The organism is Paenibacillus sp. FSL M8-0228 (genome assembly GCF_038007385.1).
Classification (GTDB): Bacteria; Bacillota; Bacilli; order Paenibacillales; family Paenibacillaceae; genus Paenibacillus; species Paenibacillus polymyxa_D.
Map to the genome: position 1 here is coordinate 5,052,501 of NZ_JBBOXA010000001.1, position 18,179 is coordinate 5,070,679.

General features: G+C 43.6%; 21 protein-coding genes. 7 read left to right on the plus strand and 14 right to left on the minus strand.

What is annotated here, in order from left to right; all coding sequences use genetic code 11:
* Window positions 1–63 precede the first annotated feature (63 nt).
* Window positions 64–294: a hypothetical protein gene (locus MKY98_RS22775; RefSeq protein WP_013312131.1), complete on the minus strand. Its 231-nt coding sequence runs from the start codon at window positions 292–294 to the stop codon at window positions 64–66.
* Between the two features lie 192 nt (window positions 295–486).
* Window positions 487–1,101: a stage II sporulation protein M gene (locus MKY98_RS22780; protein WP_069012757.1), complete on the minus strand. Its 615-nt coding sequence runs from the start codon at window positions 1,099–1,101 to the stop codon at window positions 487–489.
* A gap of 98 nt (window positions 1,102–1,199) precedes the next feature.
* Here MKY98_RS22780 and pdaB point away from each other — a divergent pair, with 98 nt between their 5' ends.
* The 3 genes from pdaB to MKY98_RS22795 all read left to right on the plus strand — a co-directional run bounded on the left by pdaB (window position 1,200) and on the right by MKY98_RS22795 (window position 4,331).
* Window positions 1,200–1,979, plus strand: a complete 780-nt coding sequence (gene pdaB / locus MKY98_RS22785; protein ID WP_023990485.1) for a polysaccharide deacetylase family sporulation protein PdaB — start codon at window positions 1,200–1,202, stop codon at window positions 1,977–1,979.
* A gap of 106 nt (window positions 1,980–2,085) precedes the next feature.
* Entirely contained in the window at window positions 2,086–2,832 is a 747-nt protein-coding gene (gene gerD / locus MKY98_RS22790) for a spore germination lipoprotein GerD (protein WP_029517534.1), read from the plus strand.
* Between the two features lie 138 nt (window positions 2,833–2,970).
* Window positions 2,971–4,331, plus strand: a protein-coding gene (locus MKY98_RS22795; RefSeq protein ID WP_241113430.1) for an IS1182 family transposase whose coding sequence is annotated in 2 segments (ribosomal slippage) — window positions 2,971–3,538 and window positions 3,538–4,331 — 1,362 coding nt in all. Because the reading frame shifts where the segments join, the coding sequence is not laid out codon by codon here.
* A gap of 115 nt (window positions 4,332–4,446) precedes the next feature.
* Here the strand turns inward: MKY98_RS22795 and MKY98_RS22800 are convergent.
* The 5 genes from MKY98_RS22800 to rpsI all read right to left on the minus strand — a co-directional run bounded on the left by MKY98_RS22800 (window position 4,447) and on the right by rpsI (window position 10,213).
* Window positions 4,447–5,553 carry an Mrp/NBP35 family ATP-binding protein gene (locus tag MKY98_RS22800; RefSeq protein WP_029514480.1) on the minus strand — a complete coding sequence of 369 codons (1,107 nt, stop codon included), beginning with the start codon at window positions 5,551–5,553 and terminating at the stop codon, window positions 4,447–4,449.
* Window positions 5,554–5,613: 60 nt separating this feature from the next.
* The gene (cwlD, locus tag MKY98_RS22805) at window positions 5,614–6,390 is read right to left on the minus strand and encodes an N-acetylmuramoyl-L-alanine amidase CwlD (protein WP_029514481.1); all 777 of its coding nucleotides are present in this window, start codon (window positions 6,388–6,390) and stop codon (window positions 5,614–5,616) included.
* 68 nt (window positions 6,391–6,458) lie between these two features.
* Window positions 6,459–7,628, minus strand: coding sequence for a sulfate adenylyltransferase (gene sat, locus MKY98_RS22810; protein ID WP_029514482.1), 1,170 nt, complete (start codon window positions 7,626–7,628; stop codon window positions 6,459–6,461).
* 54 nt (window positions 7,629–7,682) lie between these two features.
* Complete coding sequence (locus tag MKY98_RS22815; protein ID WP_029514483.1) at window positions 7,683–8,375, minus strand: phosphoadenylyl-sulfate reductase; 693 nt, start codon at window positions 8,373–8,375, stop codon at window positions 7,683–7,685.
* Window positions 8,376–10,084: 1,709 nt separating this feature from the next.
* Entirely contained in the window at window positions 10,085–10,213 is a 129-nt protein-coding gene (rpsI, locus tag MKY98_RS27110) for a 30S ribosomal protein S9 (RefSeq protein ID WP_442952055.1), read from the minus strand.
* Between the two features lie 110 nt (window positions 10,214–10,323).
* On the opposite strand from rpsI, the gene MKY98_RS22825 reads away from it, so the two are divergent.
* Entirely contained in the window at window positions 10,324–10,584 is a 261-nt protein-coding gene (locus MKY98_RS22825; protein WP_341011250.1) for a hypothetical protein, read from the plus strand.
* A gap of 172 nt (window positions 10,585–10,756) precedes the next feature.
* Window positions 10,757–11,353: a hypothetical protein gene (locus tag MKY98_RS22830; RefSeq protein ID WP_341011251.1), complete on the plus strand. Its 597-nt coding sequence runs from the start codon at window positions 10,757–10,759 to the stop codon at window positions 11,351–11,353.
* A 163-nt stretch (window positions 11,354–11,516) separates the two neighbouring features.
* Here MKY98_RS22830 and MKY98_RS22835 read toward each other — a convergent pair whose 3' ends face one another.
* Window positions 11,517–12,134: a glycoside hydrolase family protein gene (locus MKY98_RS22835; RefSeq protein ID WP_341011253.1), complete on the minus strand. Its 618-nt coding sequence runs from the start codon at window positions 12,132–12,134 to the stop codon at window positions 11,517–11,519.
* Window positions 12,134–12,559 (minus strand): phage holin family protein, encoded by a 426-nt coding sequence (locus MKY98_RS22840; RefSeq protein WP_341011254.1) that lies wholly within the window; start codon window positions 12,557–12,559, stop codon window positions 12,134–12,136. The genes MKY98_RS22835 and MKY98_RS22840 overlap by 1 nt, the downstream gene beginning before the upstream one ends.
* A gap of 220 nt (window positions 12,560–12,779) precedes the next feature.
* On the opposite strand from MKY98_RS22840, the gene MKY98_RS22845 reads away from it, so the two are divergent.
* Together MKY98_RS22845 and MKY98_RS22850 are read left to right on the plus strand one after the other, a co-directional pair.
* Complete coding sequence (locus MKY98_RS22845; protein ID WP_341011255.1) at window positions 12,780–13,184, plus strand: hypothetical protein; 405 nt, start codon at window positions 12,780–12,782, stop codon at window positions 13,182–13,184.
* Window positions 13,185–13,386: 202 nt separating this feature from the next.
* A complete protein-coding gene (locus MKY98_RS22850; protein WP_341011448.1) occupies window positions 13,387–13,917 on the plus strand; it encodes a stalk domain-containing protein in 531 nt (176 codons plus the stop codon).
* Here the strand turns inward: MKY98_RS22850 and MKY98_RS22855 are convergent.
* The 5 genes from MKY98_RS22855 to MKY98_RS22875 are packed head-to-tail and all read right to left on the minus strand — an operon-like array spanning window position 13,911 to window position 18,176.
* Window positions 13,911–15,884, minus strand: a complete 1,974-nt coding sequence (locus MKY98_RS22855; RefSeq protein WP_341011257.1) for a phage tail protein — start codon at window positions 15,882–15,884, stop codon at window positions 13,911–13,913. The genes MKY98_RS22850 and MKY98_RS22855 overlap by 7 nt on opposite strands.
* 9 nt (window positions 15,885–15,893) lie before the next feature.
* Entirely contained in the window at window positions 15,894–16,520 is a 627-nt protein-coding gene (locus MKY98_RS22860; protein ID WP_341011259.1) for a phage distal tail protein, read from the minus strand.
* Between the two features lie 32 nt (window positions 16,521–16,552).
* Window positions 16,553–16,693, minus strand: coding sequence for an XkdX family protein (locus MKY98_RS22865; protein ID WP_019686685.1), 141 nt, complete (start codon window positions 16,691–16,693; stop codon window positions 16,553–16,555).
* On the minus strand, window positions 16,690–17,070 hold the full coding sequence (locus MKY98_RS22870) for a hypothetical protein (protein ID WP_341011262.1): 381 nt from the start codon (window positions 17,068–17,070) through the stop codon (window positions 16,690–16,692). Before MKY98_RS22870 ends, MKY98_RS22865 begins: the two co-directional genes overlap by 4 nt.
* Window positions 17,067–18,176 (minus strand): pyocin knob domain-containing protein, encoded by a 1,110-nt coding sequence (locus MKY98_RS22875; protein ID WP_341011264.1) that lies wholly within the window; start codon window positions 18,174–18,176, stop codon window positions 17,067–17,069. The genes MKY98_RS22870 and MKY98_RS22875 overlap by 4 nt, the downstream gene beginning before the upstream one ends.
* Window positions 18,177–18,179: the final 3 nt, after the last annotated feature.

Here is an 18,179-nt window from a genome sequence, read left to right on the forward strand (position 1 = left end):
ATCAGAAAGTATAAGCTTTTAAAAATAGTTTACTTCCTGATATCTGATGTAGTTTCTACCTTTTCATTGTTTAGTTTGTGGGACTCGCCCTCTGCGAGCATATTTTGATAGTTCCTTGGCGGGTGCAAAACGGGCATACATGCGGAAGACTGTTTTATATCGAAGTGCGATTGCGTAGCGAATATCTTGATCCAATCGAGTATCGCTCATATCAAGCAGCATTTCATCTAGCTCCTTACGAAGAACGTAGTCAAGTTCCTTGCATTCTTTTTCGTTAAACAGCATTCCCAACATATGACCATACTCCCTTATCAGCAGATTATAAAGTACTTATATTTGCTCAACTATTGTTCCAATCTTTACCTGTTTTTAAACTCAACTGCTAAGGTTTCAAACTTACCCCGATTAATCTTTAGCTTCTCTTTAGGCTCTCCCCTTTGTTATGTTCAATTTTCAGGAAATATATAAATAATTGGCCATAATATTTTATTGTGACAATAAACGATAAGTTATGCCACTCTCAATAGCAGCTGCTATAAGCAGTAAGATGACAGACCATAGGGAGATCCTCAACGTTTGTTTCACAAATACATCCCACGATGGGCCAGTTCCTTTGCGCTTTAGCCCTATGCTTGTACCTATAGTAGCCATTATGTTGATTCCAAACTTCAATCCAAAGGCACAGGCGATAATCAAAACAGGCAATTCAATCACACCGTGAGGCAGTAACCCTTTTACAACAACTTCATACATACTTCTTCCTATATCTGTCTGCAAGTGTACTACGAACCCTAATACCATACCGTTCACAATCAAAAATATAAACGGTACGATTCCAAATACAGCCCCCATAAATATAACCAGCACACATTTAATTGCATTATTGAAAAAGATAAATACAAAAAAACTCCATTGTGGATGCTCAGAATTCTGCAAGCGCTGCGCTACTTCTCCCAGCCCCTCCATTTGTTGCGCCAGTATGGATTGAATAGTGCCTGAACTTAACCATCCCACTATAATACTTGCGCAGAAAAGAAGTGCAGAGATTAAAATTAACCGTCTTATCGTGTGTAAATCGTGAAGAAATGCTTTTAGTCCCATTTGATAATTCCTCCTATTAGTCTAATGGAATAATTGACAACCCCTGGCATAGCTTTAAGTAAACAAGCACTTCTAGGATGAAAGGAGCGTTATTAACCATGAATTCTTTTTTCTATGTATTAAACGGTAAAAAAATCAAACGATTCTTAATCGTAATGGCTGCAGCGGTCTTTACCGTTGGAGTCATTTATGTAGAAACCGATAATGTTACGGTTTTTTCCGAGGAAGCACCAACCGCTATTTATAGTGTACCCACGGACAAAAAGTTGATCGCTCTCACCTTTGATATTAGTTGGGGGGATAAGCGTACTGCCCCCATCTTAAAAGTCCTTGAGGATAAAAAAGTGACCAAGTCCACCTTTTTCCTTTCTGCCCCTTGGAGTAAAACACATCCAGAGCTTGTGAATCAGATTAAAGAAAGTGGATTTGAAATCGGCAGTCATGGCCATAAACATGAAAATTACAGTAGCTTAAGCGATGAAGATATTCGTAAGCAGATTTCAATTGCTCATACCACATTAACCGAACTGACGGGACAGTCCCCGAAGTTGATCCGTATGCCTAATGGCGACTTTGATAAAAGGGTCCTTCAGGTTGCCGGCACTTTAGGCTACAAAACCATTCAGTGGGATACAGATTCCCTGGATTGGAAAAACCCTGGTACTCAGGTCATAATCGACCGTGTTGTAAATAAAGCGCATCCTGGCGATATCGTCCTTCTGCATGCCAGTGATTCCTGTAAACAAACGCATGAAGCCTTGCCCGTCATTATCGACAAGTTGCGTGCACAGGGCTATGAATTCGTGACTGTATCTGAACTGCTTCAACAGGGTACAGTAAAAGGCAAAGAGGTACGCGATCAGGCACTGGGTCTTTAAGGAGTTATTTTACATCGTTCTCAGCTAAAAACCAAAAGCAAATCGACATATTTCTCCCCATTCATCCGCATACTATCCACATTCATGATGAAGGAGGAATACGGCCATGAATTGGACTCGTTTGCGATTTGTTAGCACGGTATGCGTACTGGGCGTTGCACTGAGTGGATGCGGCTCGGATCAGGGTTCTGCGCCCCCCCAGAACAGTTATAAAGAGATGAAAACGATGGTTGTCGATATCCTGAAAAGTGATGACGGAAAAAAAGCGGTAGAGGAAGCTTTAACTGGGGAAAACAGTTCATCCAAAGAAGGACAATCCGGTCAAAGCAGTGAAGAGGGTGGATCTGGTGGTGGGGCTGGTGGCAGCATGGGAATGAAGATGCTTATGCCCATGCAATCGGCTGAGCAGATGAAGATCGCAGTCAAAGATACTTTGATATCACCTGAATATAAAAAAGAAATCGAAAAGATTATGACTGATCCGCGTTTTGCCGGAGAATTTGCCAAAGCCATCAACAGCCAAAGCAAACAGCTTCATATGCAACTTATAAAAGACCCTTCTTATCAAAAATCAATTGAAGCAATGCTCAAGTCGCCAGAATTAACCAAAATGTATATGGACTTAACTAAAACCCCTGAATATCGCAAACAATCTATGACAGTCATGCATGATGCCATGCAAAATCCGATTTTCCGACTTGAGGTTATGAATTTACTCAAAACCGTCGTACAAGAGGAGCTTCAACCCAAGGTTGAGAAAAAAAGTGGTGAGCAAGGCGGTGCAGGCGGCGATAAGCAAGGTGGTGGCGGCGGCGAAGGTGGGGGCGAAGGAGAACAAGGAGGAAGCCAATAATAAAAAGGCTGGTTTAAAAACCAGCCTTCAGGCTGTCGAGAAAGTCTCGACAGCCTATTTTATGTTAATTTTGTTTAAGACGACACCGCGTTAATGTTGTATAATATAGGTAACTATTGTAGAACGGATGGTGTTGATATGCTACGCTCCAACCGCGAAAAACAACAATCCTACGAATTTGTTTCCATCGAAGATCTGGTTCCTCAAGATCACTTGCTCCGCAAAGTAGATAAGTATATCGATTTTTCGTTTATCGATGATAAAGTTCGACCACTGTATTGTGCAGACAACGGGCGTCCTGCCATTGATCCTACCGTATTGTTTAAAATGATCTTTCTCGGTTATTTCTATGGCATTCGCTCAGAACGGCAACTCGAGCGAGAAATTCAGACGAACCTAGCTTATCGTTGGTTTCTGGGGTTGGGCTTAACGGATAAAGTTCCGGACCATACGACGATTAGCTGGAATCGTCGCACTCGCTTTAAAGACACCACGATCTTTCAAGATATCTTCGATGAAATTGTGCTGCAGGCGATCTCTCACCGAATGGTGGGTGGGCGTGTTCTCGTCACCGATTCCACACACGTCAAAGCCAATGCTAACAGGCACCAGTACACCAAAGAACAAGTGTTGCAGAATACTAAAGACTATATGGACGAGCTGAACGAAGCGGTGAAGGATGACCGGAGAAACCACGGAAAAAAGCCTTAAAATCCCGAGAGGAAGTGAACGAAGAAAAAGAAATTAAAGTGAGCAAAACAGACCCGGACAGCGGCTATATGATCCGTGATGGCAAGCCCGAAGGCTTCTTCTATCTGGACCACCGCACGGTGGATATGAAGTACAATCTGATTACGGACGTGCATGTGACACCAGGGAATGTACATGATTCTGTCCCCTATTTGTCCCGTTTGGATCGCCAAAGAGAACGTTTTGGTTTTCAAGTAGAAGCTGTTGCACTAGATTCAGGTTATTTAACAACGCCGATTTGCCGAGGTTTGCAGAACCGAAAGATTTTTGCCGTGATTGCTCACCGAAGATTCCATCCCAGACAAGGACTGTTTCCGAAATGGAAGTTTGAATACGATGCCAAACGCAATGCGTATAGATGCCCAGCCCAACAGGAACTGCCCTACCGAACGACGGACCGTAAGGGATACCGGCAGTATGCCTCTGACCCAGCTCAGTGCCAGCATTGCCCACTGCTAAGTCAGTGTACCCAGTCTCGAAACCACCGCAAAGTGGTGACTCGGCATGTCTGGGAAGACAGCAAAGAGTGGGTACGGAGCAACCGGCTGAGCCCATCTGGTAAAAAGCTGTACCGCAAACGAAAAGAGACGATTGAGCGAAGCTTCGCGGATGCCAAAGAGCTCCATGGGTTTCGCTATTGCCGTTTGCGCGGTCTTCCAAACGTCAGGGAACAAGCCCTTATGACGGCAGCCGTGCAGAACATGAAGAAGATGGCGATCCACCTAGATCGCCTGGAGAAACAGGGGTAACCCCCCCTGCTTCTCCAGAGACCAGAGCATTATGATGTGAAAAAGAAACCCACGTCTCAAAATGACGGGGTTTCTCGACAATCTGAAGGCTGGTTTAAAAACCAGCCTTTTTTCTTTATTTAGATTTCGTGTGCAAGATCATAATTTGAGCAGCAATATCATTGTAAATGGCTCCTGTCGCCGACTCGGATTTATATACTGATGGAGAAAAGTCGGCTTCTGACGGATGATTATCTGGAATACCCAGCGGAATTTGAGCAAGAAGTTTTGTATGAAGAGTGTCTGCCAGCATAGCCCCTCCTCCTCGCCCAAAAACATAGTCCTTTTCTCCAGTGGAGGACACATAATAAGACATGTTCTCCACAACACCGATGACCTTATGATCCGTTTGAAGCGCCATTGCGCCTGCACGTGCAGCTACAAAAGCCGCCGTTGCATGTGGAGTAGTGACAATGATTTCTTCACTCTGCGGAATCATTTGATGTACGTCAAGCGCTACATCGCCAGTGCCTGGTGGTAAATCGAGAATCATATAGTCCAGTTTTCCCCATTCGACATCACTAAAAAACTGTCTGAGCATTCTCCCCAGCATGGGACCTCTCCAGATCACCGGGTTGTTCTCTCTGACAAAGAAGCCCATAGACATGATTTTGATACCAAATCGCTCCACTGGCTGAATGATACCCTCTTCGACAGAAGGCACATCCTCTACTCCAATCATATCCGGCACACTGAATCCATAGATATCCGCATCAATTAAACCCACACGCTTCCCATGTCTAGCTAAAGCAGCAGCCAAATTTACAGCTACTGTCGATTTTCCGACACCACCTTTTCCGCTTGCAATAGCAATAAACCGGACGCCAGATGCTGGGTTAAGCAGCTCATGTTCTTCCATACCGACAGCATGTCCTTTGGTCAAAACCGGGTCAGCGGCGTCCTCGGTATTCTCCCCAGCTTGAATTGCGGACTTTTCATGCTCAGATGCCTCACGAATACGAATATGGACGTGACTTAATCCCGCCTCTTCTAAAGTCTGCCGGATTTCCCGCTCCAGTTCTGCAAGCGTCTCTTCCTGGTTATTCAGACTAATAGCGGTCAAGGATACACGATCCTCTTTAACAACCACATCCCGAATAAAATGGAGATCGACTAGACGGCGTCCTGTATAAGGCTCCCGTACTTGTTGAAGTAACTCTATAACTTGCTCTCTTGATTGCATGATTTATCAGCACCTCTGCTTTGATGAATTTACGGAGTGGTAAACACTTACAGTATACCACTATCTGGCCTCAGGTGCTGGTGAGATCCCCTTTTCCCCGGCACAGTAACGCAAAATCCCCTTATATATGGACGCCGCCACCTGTCTTTGATAGTTCACGTCACTTAGTCGTCTGGCCTCCTCTGGATGGGACAAAAATCCGACTTCAACAAGGGCTGATGGCATTTTGAGAGCTTTCAATAAATAAACTGTGTTCACGGTCTTAGCCACTCTGTCCGTATTTTCCAAGTTACGTTTGATCTCTTCCTGAATTAAAGACGCCAAATTCTCGTTATCTGCATGGTTAGGTACGTAAAAGGTCTGGGCTCCACTCCAACGGCTCGACGGGATACTGTTCATATGAATACTTAGAAAGAGGTCTGCTTTCTGCTCCTCAATTATACGCACACGCTGCTTCAAATCCTCCGTTTTTCTTTTGGAATAACCTTTCGTTTCTTGCTGCGCCAGGTCACGGTCATCCTCACGTGTCATGACAACAACAGCACCTGCTTGCTGTAAATAATCCCGCAAATAAAAAGCGATTGCCAGATTAATATCCTTTTCAATAATCCCTTCTTTGCTAACCGCCCCTCCATCAGGCCCTCCGTGTCCAGCATCTATGGCAATTACTTTACCTGTAAGGGGTAAACTCCAATGGGTCCAAGCTCTCGAAGCAGGTATCTCATACAATGCCAGCGTAATAAATAGAACGGCGAGACAACAGCCCAACAGCATTTTTTGCAACGTCCGATAGCGAATCCACAGTGTAACCTCGTTTTTACGATTATTTTTTTGCATAACAAAACGCCTCCGTCCTATACAGATACTAATAATCTATATGGGACGAGGCGTGTAGATAGTACAACTCAGGCATGAACAAATTCCTTCATACCTTCAATCAGCACTTGAGCAACTTCCGGTCGTGTAAATTCAGGTGGCGGGCAAACCCCAGAGCGCAACAATTCCCGTACCTTGGTGCCCGAGAGCGTTAAATGTTGCTCCTTGGGATGTGGGCATGTTTTACTTGAAGCCATGTTTCCACATCGGGTGCAATAAAAGCTGTGTTCAAAGAACAATGGAGTAATCCCCAGCTCTTCAGGTGTAAAGTGCCTGAAAATTTCCTGTGCCTCGTAGGTACCATAATAGTCTCCTACACCAGCATGATCCCTTCCAACAATAAAATGGGTGCAGCCATAGTTCTTTCGCACAATAGCATGAAAAATGGCCTCTCTAGGGCCCGCGTATCGCATGGCAGCAGGAAATACCCCCAGAAAAGTCCGATCAGCCGGATAATAATTGTCCAGCAGCACCAGATAGCTCTTCATACGCACATCTGCCGGAACGTCATCTGACTTGGTTTCACCAACGAGTGGGTTTAGAAACAATGCATCCACAATCTCCATCGCGCTTTTTTGGATGTACTCATGTGCTCGGTGTACCGGATTTCGTGTTTGAAAACCGACCACTGTTTTCCAGCCTTTTTCTGCAAAATAGTCGCGTGTCTGTGATGGTGTATAGTAAAACTCACTAAATTGTGTGGCCTCCGGCCGATTCAGCACTTGCACAGATCCACCAACATACGTAGCAGGTCGATCTAACAGTTTGTTTACGCCAGGGTGAGCCGGGTCATCCGTCTTGAATACTCTTCTGGCTTCCTCAGCCTGATCTACCTGATAAATACTTTCAATATTAAGTACAGCATAAATGGTACCGTCTGTTTCCCCCACTAAAGCCACCTGCTGACCTAATTTCAATTCACTGGCTATACTTTCTGCAACTGCAAGAGTAATGGGAATACTCCAGACTGTACCATCGGCAAGACGCATATCTGTTACCACTGACCTATAGTCAGATTCATTCATAAACCCCGTCAAAGGAGAGAAAGCCCCCACTCCAATCAAATCCAGATCAGAAATGGTCCATGAGTTTACACGGATAGGAAACAATTCCTCTGCGGCCTGCAAAAGTGCTTTTTGCTTCGGTCCTGTAATGATTTTATCAACAAGTGTTCCGCCATGCGGAAGAATTGCAGTCATAATGCACTTCCCTTCTTCTTCATAAATATGACTCATAGCTACCTGAATATCATTTTATTGATGGAGCCCGCACTCCGTTTTCTCATTGCCAGACCAGCGACCTGCACGAGGATCTTCACCTGGTAGGACCTCACGGGTACATTGCTCACAACCGATACTTGGATAATTGCGGTCATGCAATGGATTATACAGCACTTCATGAGTGCGGATATAGTTCCATACATCCTCGGATGTCCAGCTTGCCAAGGGGTTAAATTTAACGAGTCCAAACTTTTCATCATACTCTATCTTTTTTGAATTCGCGCGAGTAGGGGCCTGATCGCGGCGAATACCGGTAATCCATGCATCGTATTGCGACAAAATGCGTGTCAGCGGCTCAACTTTGCGTATACCACAACATGTGTTAGGATCTGTTTTCCACAGTTCCTCTCCATGTTTAGCCGCTTGCTCTTCGGGAGTAATTAAGGGAGAGACTCTAACAAAATCCAAGTTGTACCTGGCCTTCATCTGATCTCGCGTATCGTAAGTTTCTTGAAAATGAAAGTCGGTGTCCAAGTAAAAAATGTCGGTGGAAGGGCTAATTTTTTGAAGCATGTCTACTAGTACTACATCTTCTGCTCCGAAGCTACAAGCAAAGGTAAGATTGGGAAATGTAAGAACAGCATACTGGATAATTTCCTCTGGCGTAGCATCTTCCAGTTCAATTGCCTTGACTCTAATCAACGCTTCTTTCTCCAATAAATTCATTATCAATGCGCCTCCATATGAAGATTCATAAATAGTGTCACTCCAATACCGACTAAACTAATAAGATTAAATACAGTATAAAACTTTCTTAATCATTGTCAATCCAAGGCAAAATGTCCTGATGCAAGCATTTATCCACCCAAACTTGTAGGAATGTTGTTCTGTCAGCATTCTTTAATGCTTTCTTGCGTATCCAACCAAGTACATTGACTTTATATAAAATATTCTTATACCAAACATTTGAGAATGGTACATAAGCTCTTTGGTTACTAAAGGTAACTATTGTAGCTGAAAGTATGCTTGAATTAGGGATTTTTTCCGTCAAGAAAGATGGCTTGTTCTCCACCCTGTCGAAGACAAAGATGTACTAACAGTACGCTTTTAAAAAAAGGCCTTTCTTATACAACAACATATGGAAGTAGTTTGGTCCTTGAAGGAATATTCCCTATGGTGACTTTGGAAGAGCAAACCGAACGTACGGATAAGCATTTTTTTGACAACCTATCATGCTACGTAAAATCACTTGGTTGAATGATTTGATAGCCAAAATGTTTTTTTGTACTTAACGTCTGCTTGCGGATTTTCTGAGTAAAATGCTTTAGAGTCAACTAGGAGCAGCGTATCCTAATCCTGTGCCCAGTGCGAGGCAGCCATCGGTAATACTGAACAGCTTTGGGTTGCTTGATCATGCAAAACTATCTATAGAAGATAACAAGCATCGTTTCTGAATCTAAGATTATCGAAGGACGCCAACTGAGGGATTTGAAAATACCTTTAGCTTCAGAATTCTTATTCTGCATTCAAAAGATGAAGTCCGTATGTGGATAAGTTCAGAAGAGGGTAAAAGCGAAATAGCATTTACCCGAATTTTTAGCCAGATGAAACCACTATACTATTCAGGAGCTCTGGCGTCAGCGATACCTTCATTGTGGAAATTATAAAAGAAATGACTCCGCGCTGAATTCTTATTATGCCTCTATCCAATCCTATAGCGCTTGTAGAGGCAATTACCGAACAATTGATCCACTGGACACAAACAAGGCTCTTATCGCTCTGGAAGTCTTTTTAAAGCTGTCATCAATGAGGAGCGATTTTATGAGGGTAAACAGTCGGACAATGCATAGTGCTCCTGTTTATAGTTTGTGGCGATTGCTGTGTAGACTATTTCTATTACCAGCAACAAGTACATCGCCGTTGCAATTGCAGCAGCCTAGGCAGCCGACAGTTAGGTTAAGGATCGTCCTTCTGCTCAGTACACACAAATAAAAAGAGGTATTCCTTGCTGTATCCCTGCTGCGCCCAAAACAGCTCTACAAGAGGCATAGACAGTGCTCCCAGAACATATCAACGAGAACTTTACATAAACAGGTGAAAGCAAAGTACCCTCGCGAAACAGCACTTAGCAGAGAATATTAAGACCAGGCTAAACTAAATAGCCGGACAATATATTTAGTCACAGGTTATAAACATTACAGAATAAACTACGTTGAAATAGCAAACTGTATTTGTGTATAACAATATCATCTTCAATTCCTTCGTGGATAACTTCTCGTTTTCCGTGCATTTGCATGCGGTTATTTATGTATTCGCTGAAACATGCCGAAACTCATAGCTTTAAACTAGGTCTACTTATCCACATGTGGGTAATGATTAGGAAATTAAAAAAAGAACCCTTTCCATAAGGAAAAGGTTCTTCTGTATTCGAAATATTAACGTTTCGAGAACTGTGGTGCACGACGAGCGGCTTTGAGACCGTATTTTTTACGTTCGAAAATATAACGTTCGGATGCGTTCAGTTTTCCGCAGTATAATAGGAAGAAAAAAATTTTTATTCCGATATCTTAGGGTCTGTTCTGGTTCAAATATGGTCAAAATATGGTCAAAAAAAACTATGAGTGTTATGCTCCTTCTAAAAGTTCTTTAACCTCTTAGAAGGAGCGCCCATGTCATGAACATCTACCGATTTGAAATCTACGCTAATGGATTCTTGTTAAAAGTTATTCTAAATGACAAAGAGGAAAACGGACTGAGACTTTGTAAAAGGTACATCTCTCAATTTCAACGTCAGGTAGCAAATATCGAAATAAAAATACGAATCAATAAGCGAGAAGATCAAAAGAATAATTGGGAATATCATGGGAAGCCTTATTTGTATGTAAAGACACTAGTTAAAAAACCTAGAAAAACAGAAGCTAAGCCCTCGGAATAATCCGAGGGCTTAATATTGTCTAATACTAAAATATCTTTCTCTTCTGCCAGCTGAAATGATTTTTATCCCTATTCCATCCCTCCAGTATAAACTTCACCTGCATATAAAATCACTGCCTGGACATTACTAAAATGCACCATTAAGTACTACACTACTGAAAGGAATGACAAGAGTGAACAACAACTGGAATTGTGCAAATGACGATGCAGATGGAGTAAGGTTAGAACCCCCAGCCGAATCAAGTCGTGTTTTGGAAGCGGAGAAGTCTTTTGCAGTCGGGAATGCACAAGCAATTCTTGCAACAGGCGGTCCATCAGGTGCATTTCTGTGGGCACATCTGCATGGCATTCACGAAGATCGTCAGGGCGAATCGCACTATGCTGTATGTAATCTTATAAGAGACAATGATGGATTCTATTACATGATATCTCCAGTCCTTAGGACTACTGTGGAAGGCGTATTAGATAAACCTGAACGTCACCGTCATTGTTATCTTCAAAATGTGCTCCCTGATAGTGATGAAGCTAATTGGTTAACAATGGCCATAGATAATGGTGTCGATCTGCAATTAGAAATTGCAGGAGACCGAGATCGAGATGACATTGACTGGTTGACGACAACATTGAAGGATATACTTACTGAAGAACTGCAAAATCTACTTGATGAGTATACTGCTGGTGCAGTAGGTGTCTTAGAGGTGCTTCGGAAGATTAACGAAGGAAGAACGCCCCCTTTCTTGCGCGAGAAATCCAAAGCACATGTCAAATAAAGAGTTAAACTCCAGACTGAGGTTTTTTAAAAATTCTAATAACTATAAACCCGACAGCTCATTATTAGTCGGGTTTATAGTCCCTCCTAAAACTGATGAATTTTAATAAAAAATGTTAGCACCTACAACTACACTAATAGTAGGAATGTTCATATAGTCAGTACTACTTTTTTACTGTAGCCGTGTTAGTCTTACCGTTCCATTCCACTGTAGCACCCCACGCTTCACCTACAGCCCGCAGTGGAACATACGTCGTACCGTTAATCATCTTAACGTCAGCGATAGTCTTACCATTTACGATTACATTTGCCTTTTCCACTGTCTCTTCCTCCTTAGTCTCTGCGACTGGCTTGTTGAACAAAGCCCACTCTGCATTTCTACGGCGTGTCAGACCAGCCAACACCTTGCCGCCAGCCTTATCGTACTTCATGATGTTCTGAGCAATCTGTGCGGCTGTGCGACCTTTACAGAGCGTCTTGAGATTGCTCGCACCACAGTTGTAGCAAAAGCTGACCAAGGCATCAAATTGATTTTGGTTAAGTTCCACTGGGACATACGCCTTATCCTTGACGTATGCCTCGTATTTGACAAGGTCAGCGACCAACATTGCGTCAGCTTGGACCTGTGTTATAGTCTTGCCTGCGTTAACATCCGATCCGTAATGGCCCCAACCTATGGTCCAATACGTTTCAGTTGGCACTGGCTTGTACGCCGTCAAGCGACATCCTTCAAATGATTTAATTAGATCAATTCCTGCTTTTGATACTTTGCGCGTCTGCATTACATATCAGCTCCCTTATCATTATTGCTACCGCCTTTTCCCTTCAACACTTCCACGGCCTGCCGAATAACCGGAGGGATAGGTGCGCCCAGCCTGCCGCCGTTTTCGATGATCGAAAGCAGTTCATTCGCCATATAGAAGTAAGCCACTGTGTCCCTGAACAAATGGCTATCCCCTAAAACACCGTCCACAAGATGCCCAACGGCAACCATAGCGAAAATAAATACCTTACGCGCAATACCGATCAAACCTACTTTGCTTTTCAATCCGACTGTTGCACTAGCCGCCGCACATCCGGTTATATAATCAAAGATTACGAACACTAGTAACACTCCTAGCACACCAGACCAGCCACCAAAAAAATAAGCTGCTGCCGTACTACCTGCAGCAGTAAACCATTTAAAAACCAAATCCACTCTATCCACTTTACTTCCCCCTATTTGGGTCAGGAAAATTATCCTGCCCTTTGTCAAAATCCGTGTAAATTATTCTGTTAAATATTCCAGCACAATAAACCTCCCAATATAACCGGAGGCCGATACAAGCATTTAGTTCATTGGAACCACCTTCTTTAAGTTAATAAAAGGAAATAACTCCTATTCTGTCGAATATCCATGATGCCCAGCCGAAAAAGGAGCATCTCAAATGAGTGAACAAGAAACAGCAACCAATCATGAACATCAAGCAGAGAAAATCGATTATAAAGAAATGGTCATTAGAGCCTATGCTCAAGCTATAGATCTCGCCAAAGATCCAGAAGTGAAAGAAATATCAGTTTCGGAACCAAGCTCCAACTTGATTATTCTTACTAACTTCGGCCTCATTGAATGTGAATTGGACAACAATTCACCAATGCATAAATTACTTCTTGGAGTGGAAATGAACATAGCTGATAGATCTGAATTTGTGAATGAAACATCATTAATCACAATAAAAAATGCACGATTAAAACCTTTTAGTCAGAATGAAATTACAGACTTACCAATATTCTCGTTATTTTCTGATCAAATAGTGGGAGTCTCTGCGGGAAGCATCAATAATTTGAGATGATATATCTTTGCAGATTTGATCTAAATCAGCACCATCTTTAATAATAAAAAGCGGCTGGGCATTAATAATTTGTCCTTTATCCTTATCACTTTCAATTGTAGTTTTCATTTGAAGTACCCCCTTGGAATACAAAAATTTTAGCCTGAAATACCGTAATAAATGGTATAATCTATGAAAAAAGGAGCTGTACCCCTTGAAAAAAATGATAATTGGTTTAGTAGCTGGTATGTTGATCGGATCGGCAACGGCGGCTGTAGCTGCTACCTCCCCAACTGTCCAAGCTGTAGTAAGTAAATATGCAATTTCTGTAGATGGTCAGCAGCAGACACTTAAATCAGATCCACTCGTATATAAAGGCACTACATATTTACCAGTCAGAGAGGTTGCCGGGTTGACCGGATATGATTTGCAATTTGATGCAAAGAGCAAAAAGATTGATTTGCAATCCAAAGCGGAAGGAGCTGAAAAACCAGTGAGCGTAGAAACAAAAACTCAGTCACCACAGTGGGTTTCTCTCAGCAAATTATCCAATTACGGTATTACCGCGACTGGGAATCTGACAAGTGAAATCACTTTAAAATCAGGTGAACAGACAGTTACCGTTGCACTCCCCAATGAAAAGAAGGGTATTGTAAATGCAAATAGTCCTTCTGGAACTGTAGGCATAAACTTTAGTGAAGACGGAACCATGCTGAACCTAACTGACCTTAAAAATATTGGCTTAACTCAATAGTTACCACCACCACGACTCTGTACAAATAATTGAGTAACTACGTTTGCAACCACGCGCCCTAAGCTATTGGGCGCTATTTGTATTTCATGCCAGTTCCCGCGTGAAACCCGTCCATCCCCATCTTTGGACAGGTACGGAATAATATTTATGTCATTTCCGCTAGTCTCATTAACAGGAACTGCGTTCCCATCCACTTTGATGGAAACATTATTCGGCTGCGGTCCTTCGTAAATTCCGTATTCAATTTCATGCGTGTGGTCAGGTAAATTAATATCGTGAGTGTGAGCCTCAATGTCATGTGTATGATCCATTTCATGAGTATGAGCAGGGATTTGGTGTGTATGGTCCATGCTGTGTACATGGTCAGGAATATCAAACGTATGATAATGGCTGACTAACCCGTGCGCATGGTCACCTTTTTGAACAAAGGTTACAGTACCGCCTCCTTCTGTAAGTAACACCGTTCCATCTTTAATTCCGTGATTATGTCCTCCTGTTCTGCTTGACACCTCTGGAAGGCCATAATTTCCGTTCAATTCCCAATGCTGTTCACCGACATTTGTGTTCAATTGTCTTCCTCCAGAAGCTGTTGTTGTTCTGCTACTAGGGCCTGACGTAGAAACAGGATTGGATGCAGTGGTATTCCTTGTACTTGGTCCGGATGTGGTTTGTCCACCCGCAGCCGTTGTTGTACTGACACCTCCACCACCCTCAATAGCTTTGCTGTATGCCCGAAAAGCCTCCGTTTGGAAAGACAGCATCACTTTATTAATTCGGACGGTATCATCAGGCACATAGAATTTCAGTATGGCTGGATGGTCTGGATCGCAATTATCGGCAAAGTCCCGTGTATCCAAATTGGTAGCCCCTTGTGCATAAACTTCGCTTATGTGCATCCGGTTACGTAAATCGGCTATACTGCTGGCGATATCCTGAGTTTTGTTGGCAATCTCTAGCTTCACTTCCCCTGGTCTGCCGAACAGATCGCCTTTGCTTACCTTGAGCACCCGCGCAACGATATCGACACCCATTTCCGCATCTTGCACCCGAACCATAGCCCCCACTTTAAAGCGGTCAATAGGGTCCTTTGTCAGCGCGTAAATTTCAGCAGCATCAACCGTATATTGCACGCTTGGAACTTTCAACTCGTTGAGCATGGCCCGGCATCGCGCAAGTAATGTGTCAGCAAATTCAAATCGTTTATCGGCAAAGATGGTTTGTACAAGACCAAAGCGCTGAATGTATTCCGGTTCTGCGTCAATATATGGCTTACCGCCATTAATATCAGCAAACGTGAGTTGGTTAACCCCTTCACCGTAACCCAAGCCATAAATACGTGTAGTAACCTGAGACGGGTCTACCTTTCGTTCTATGCCCTGCAAATTCACTCCGTATCGAATGTACGCTTCCTCTCGTGCGGAGGGCTGTACAAGGTTCAGAGTCCACGGGTAGGACGTAGTATCAAACGTCCACATGTATTCATCCGTGAATGGCTGCGGAACGGAAAATAGAGCACCTAGAAGGTTCTCATTTTCCCAATTATATTCATACTGGTGTGAGAACTGAATGTCACCCAGCCGCCAACGCTGTGTAGTCTGCCTATCTAGAATGTATTTAAGCACTTGCGGTGTGTAATAACCCAAATTACCAACCGTGTGATATTGAAACAGCACATCATCCAAAAGAGTAGCTAAAACGTGTTCGCACTGATATGTGATTGTTTCCCCGCCGCTGCCTCGTTTTGCCGCACTGGATAGGATGCGAAACAGCTCAAGCCGAACGTCACCGTCAAAGATTTCAACAAAGTACAACGGCTGGCACTCAGCGTTCTTTTCATCCCCCGCAGGCAAAGAAAATTGAGCTGTCCAAAGTGCGTTCATTGATGCGTCATACCCAATGTCGAATGCATTTTCCAGAAATGCTACTCGGCGCATTTGTAAATCATAAACTGTCACATGTTTTATCATGTTTCCTCCTTATACAAACCGATCCCGGTAGGTGATGCGGAATAAAATGTCTCGTCCGGTTTCCGGGTCCGTCCATGTCAGGACGTTATTTCCCAAGTTTAGGTCAAAAAAATTACCCTGCATCTCATGCAGAGCATTCTGGCCATTCTTTGTAATTTTGAGGTTCTTTGAATCAATTATGACTTTATCCCCTGGAGCGAATAAGCCTATAAGCTCAATATAGTCCGTATGGAATCTGCTAGCATCCGCTGTTATGCGACCTTCACCGTGCATAGGTACGGCCTGCGCCAAGATTTCTCTAATGTATACAGCATCCGTTATACGTCCCTCGCCCGACATCGGTACAGCTTCCAAGGCATATTCACGGACAAAATCGGCCTGCGCCTGACCTTCACCGGATAGATTAGCCGCTGCTGTCATGTCCAAAACAAACTCCAAAATGTATTCCGTTATTGTACCGGGTTCATCCACATTAAAAGCCATAAGATTGAACGCATTATCGCTTTCGGTTCCATCCGTCTCCACCTTCCGTGAGTACATTTGCCCGGAACCAGAAAGAGATGCAGAAAGGTCAATAATGTTCCCTTCTACATCTCCTGTATTAAAACCAAGGCTATTAAATCCACCATTAAACATAGCGTCCTCCTATCAGGCAAGGAAAATTTTCCTTACTGGAAGTCCACGCCTGTTATGGTCTTGTATTCTTCCGGTGTTATTTCCCCGAAACGGTTTGTCTCCGTGATTACTGCGCCCTTCAATTTCTCTGCCGTTACCCAGTTCCACTTAAAAGCAAGAGTCCAAAATGTCATGATTGATTAGCCCCTTTCAGATTAATTAGTTCCAATTTTGTAGCCGCCAGTTCAGCGCCCATGCTCGCTAAAAGTTGGGTTTGCTGCATGGCCTGAATTTTTAACTCCGTAAGCTGCTGCCCAAGAAGTTCATCACCAGTCGGTTGTACTGAACCCTTTATAACCAGTCCGCCATCCGGTGCAACTTCAATTTCCCGTTCTTCGATAGTTGCCCCTTCAGGTAACGGGTTCGTGGTCTGTTCTTCGTACACAGCTTCTTTCGTGACTTTTCCCTCATCGTCATACTCTGCTGGTGACAACAGCACTTGCTGCCGATTATAATCCCAAGGTCCGATGTTGATTACTTCGTCATTTAATACTACACATTCTTTTATCATTTCGCTGCCCACCCCGTATTCCCGCTACCTGATTGTTTAACGTAAAGCGTGGTATTTGCTCCGCCATCCCACCTGCGGTATAGAGAGCCGACAGGCGCACTCACAACCCCTTCGGGGCTTCCATTTCCTGAGTACAGGTTAATGGATGCAGACTTTAAAGTGTTCAGGTCCCCACCTTGCCAAAACATGTTACCATCTGTGCCAATCCATACAAGACTACTTTCTGCTGCACCTGTATTGATGTTTGCCTTCTGGAAATAAAGTGAACCATCCGTTGCAACTTGAAGCCTCATAGCTTTTGAACCAGACGATTGTTTCATAACCAACGCTTTTTCAACCCCGGCTATAGTTACATCTCTAGGTATAACCCCATCCGTTACAGTGAACACCTCTGTCCACTCTCTCCAATCAAGACCAGCAAAAGCAATTCGTGTATAGACACGACCAGGATTATCATGTGAAAAGTACATTTGAACAATAGCACCGCTGTCGTAATTCACCACAAGTTTGCCGTAGGTATAGGCTCCGGGTGGAAAGTTCGAAAAACCTGTCCATGCGGAAAGAGCCACATTGTAACTACCCGATAGGGTGGCATCATTCCAGTTTGTTGGTGCATTGCCTCGATTGCGATATGCGCTATTTGCTAGGCCATACGCAGAACTTACCGCACTCTCTGTAGCCGCTATATCATCCCGTGTACCGTTAACGGCCTTGGAGAGTTGGGTAACGCCCTTTTTAGTTAAAGATGCGTTTTGTGTCTTCTCGGCTACCGTAGCGGACAACTCTGTTACCTTTTCGTCCATCTCAGTAACATTGCCCTGTACTGCCCGGAAGTCCGCTGCCGTGAAATTGCGTGCAATCCGTGTACCGACAGGCCAAGCACGGGCAACACCCTCATAGCCACGTACACAGCCTTTCAGGATGTTTTCCTCTACGCTTGTATACGTAATGGTTTCCGCTACATCCCCATTGCCTAAAACAGCAATACCCTCGCCCTGTAAAAGCACAGCGGCGTTGGCGACTGTAATTTCGGTTTGCGTGTCTGTGATCAATTCGGTAAGTTCCGTTTTTGGAGAATTTACAACTGGAGGATACATTTTTTCCATACT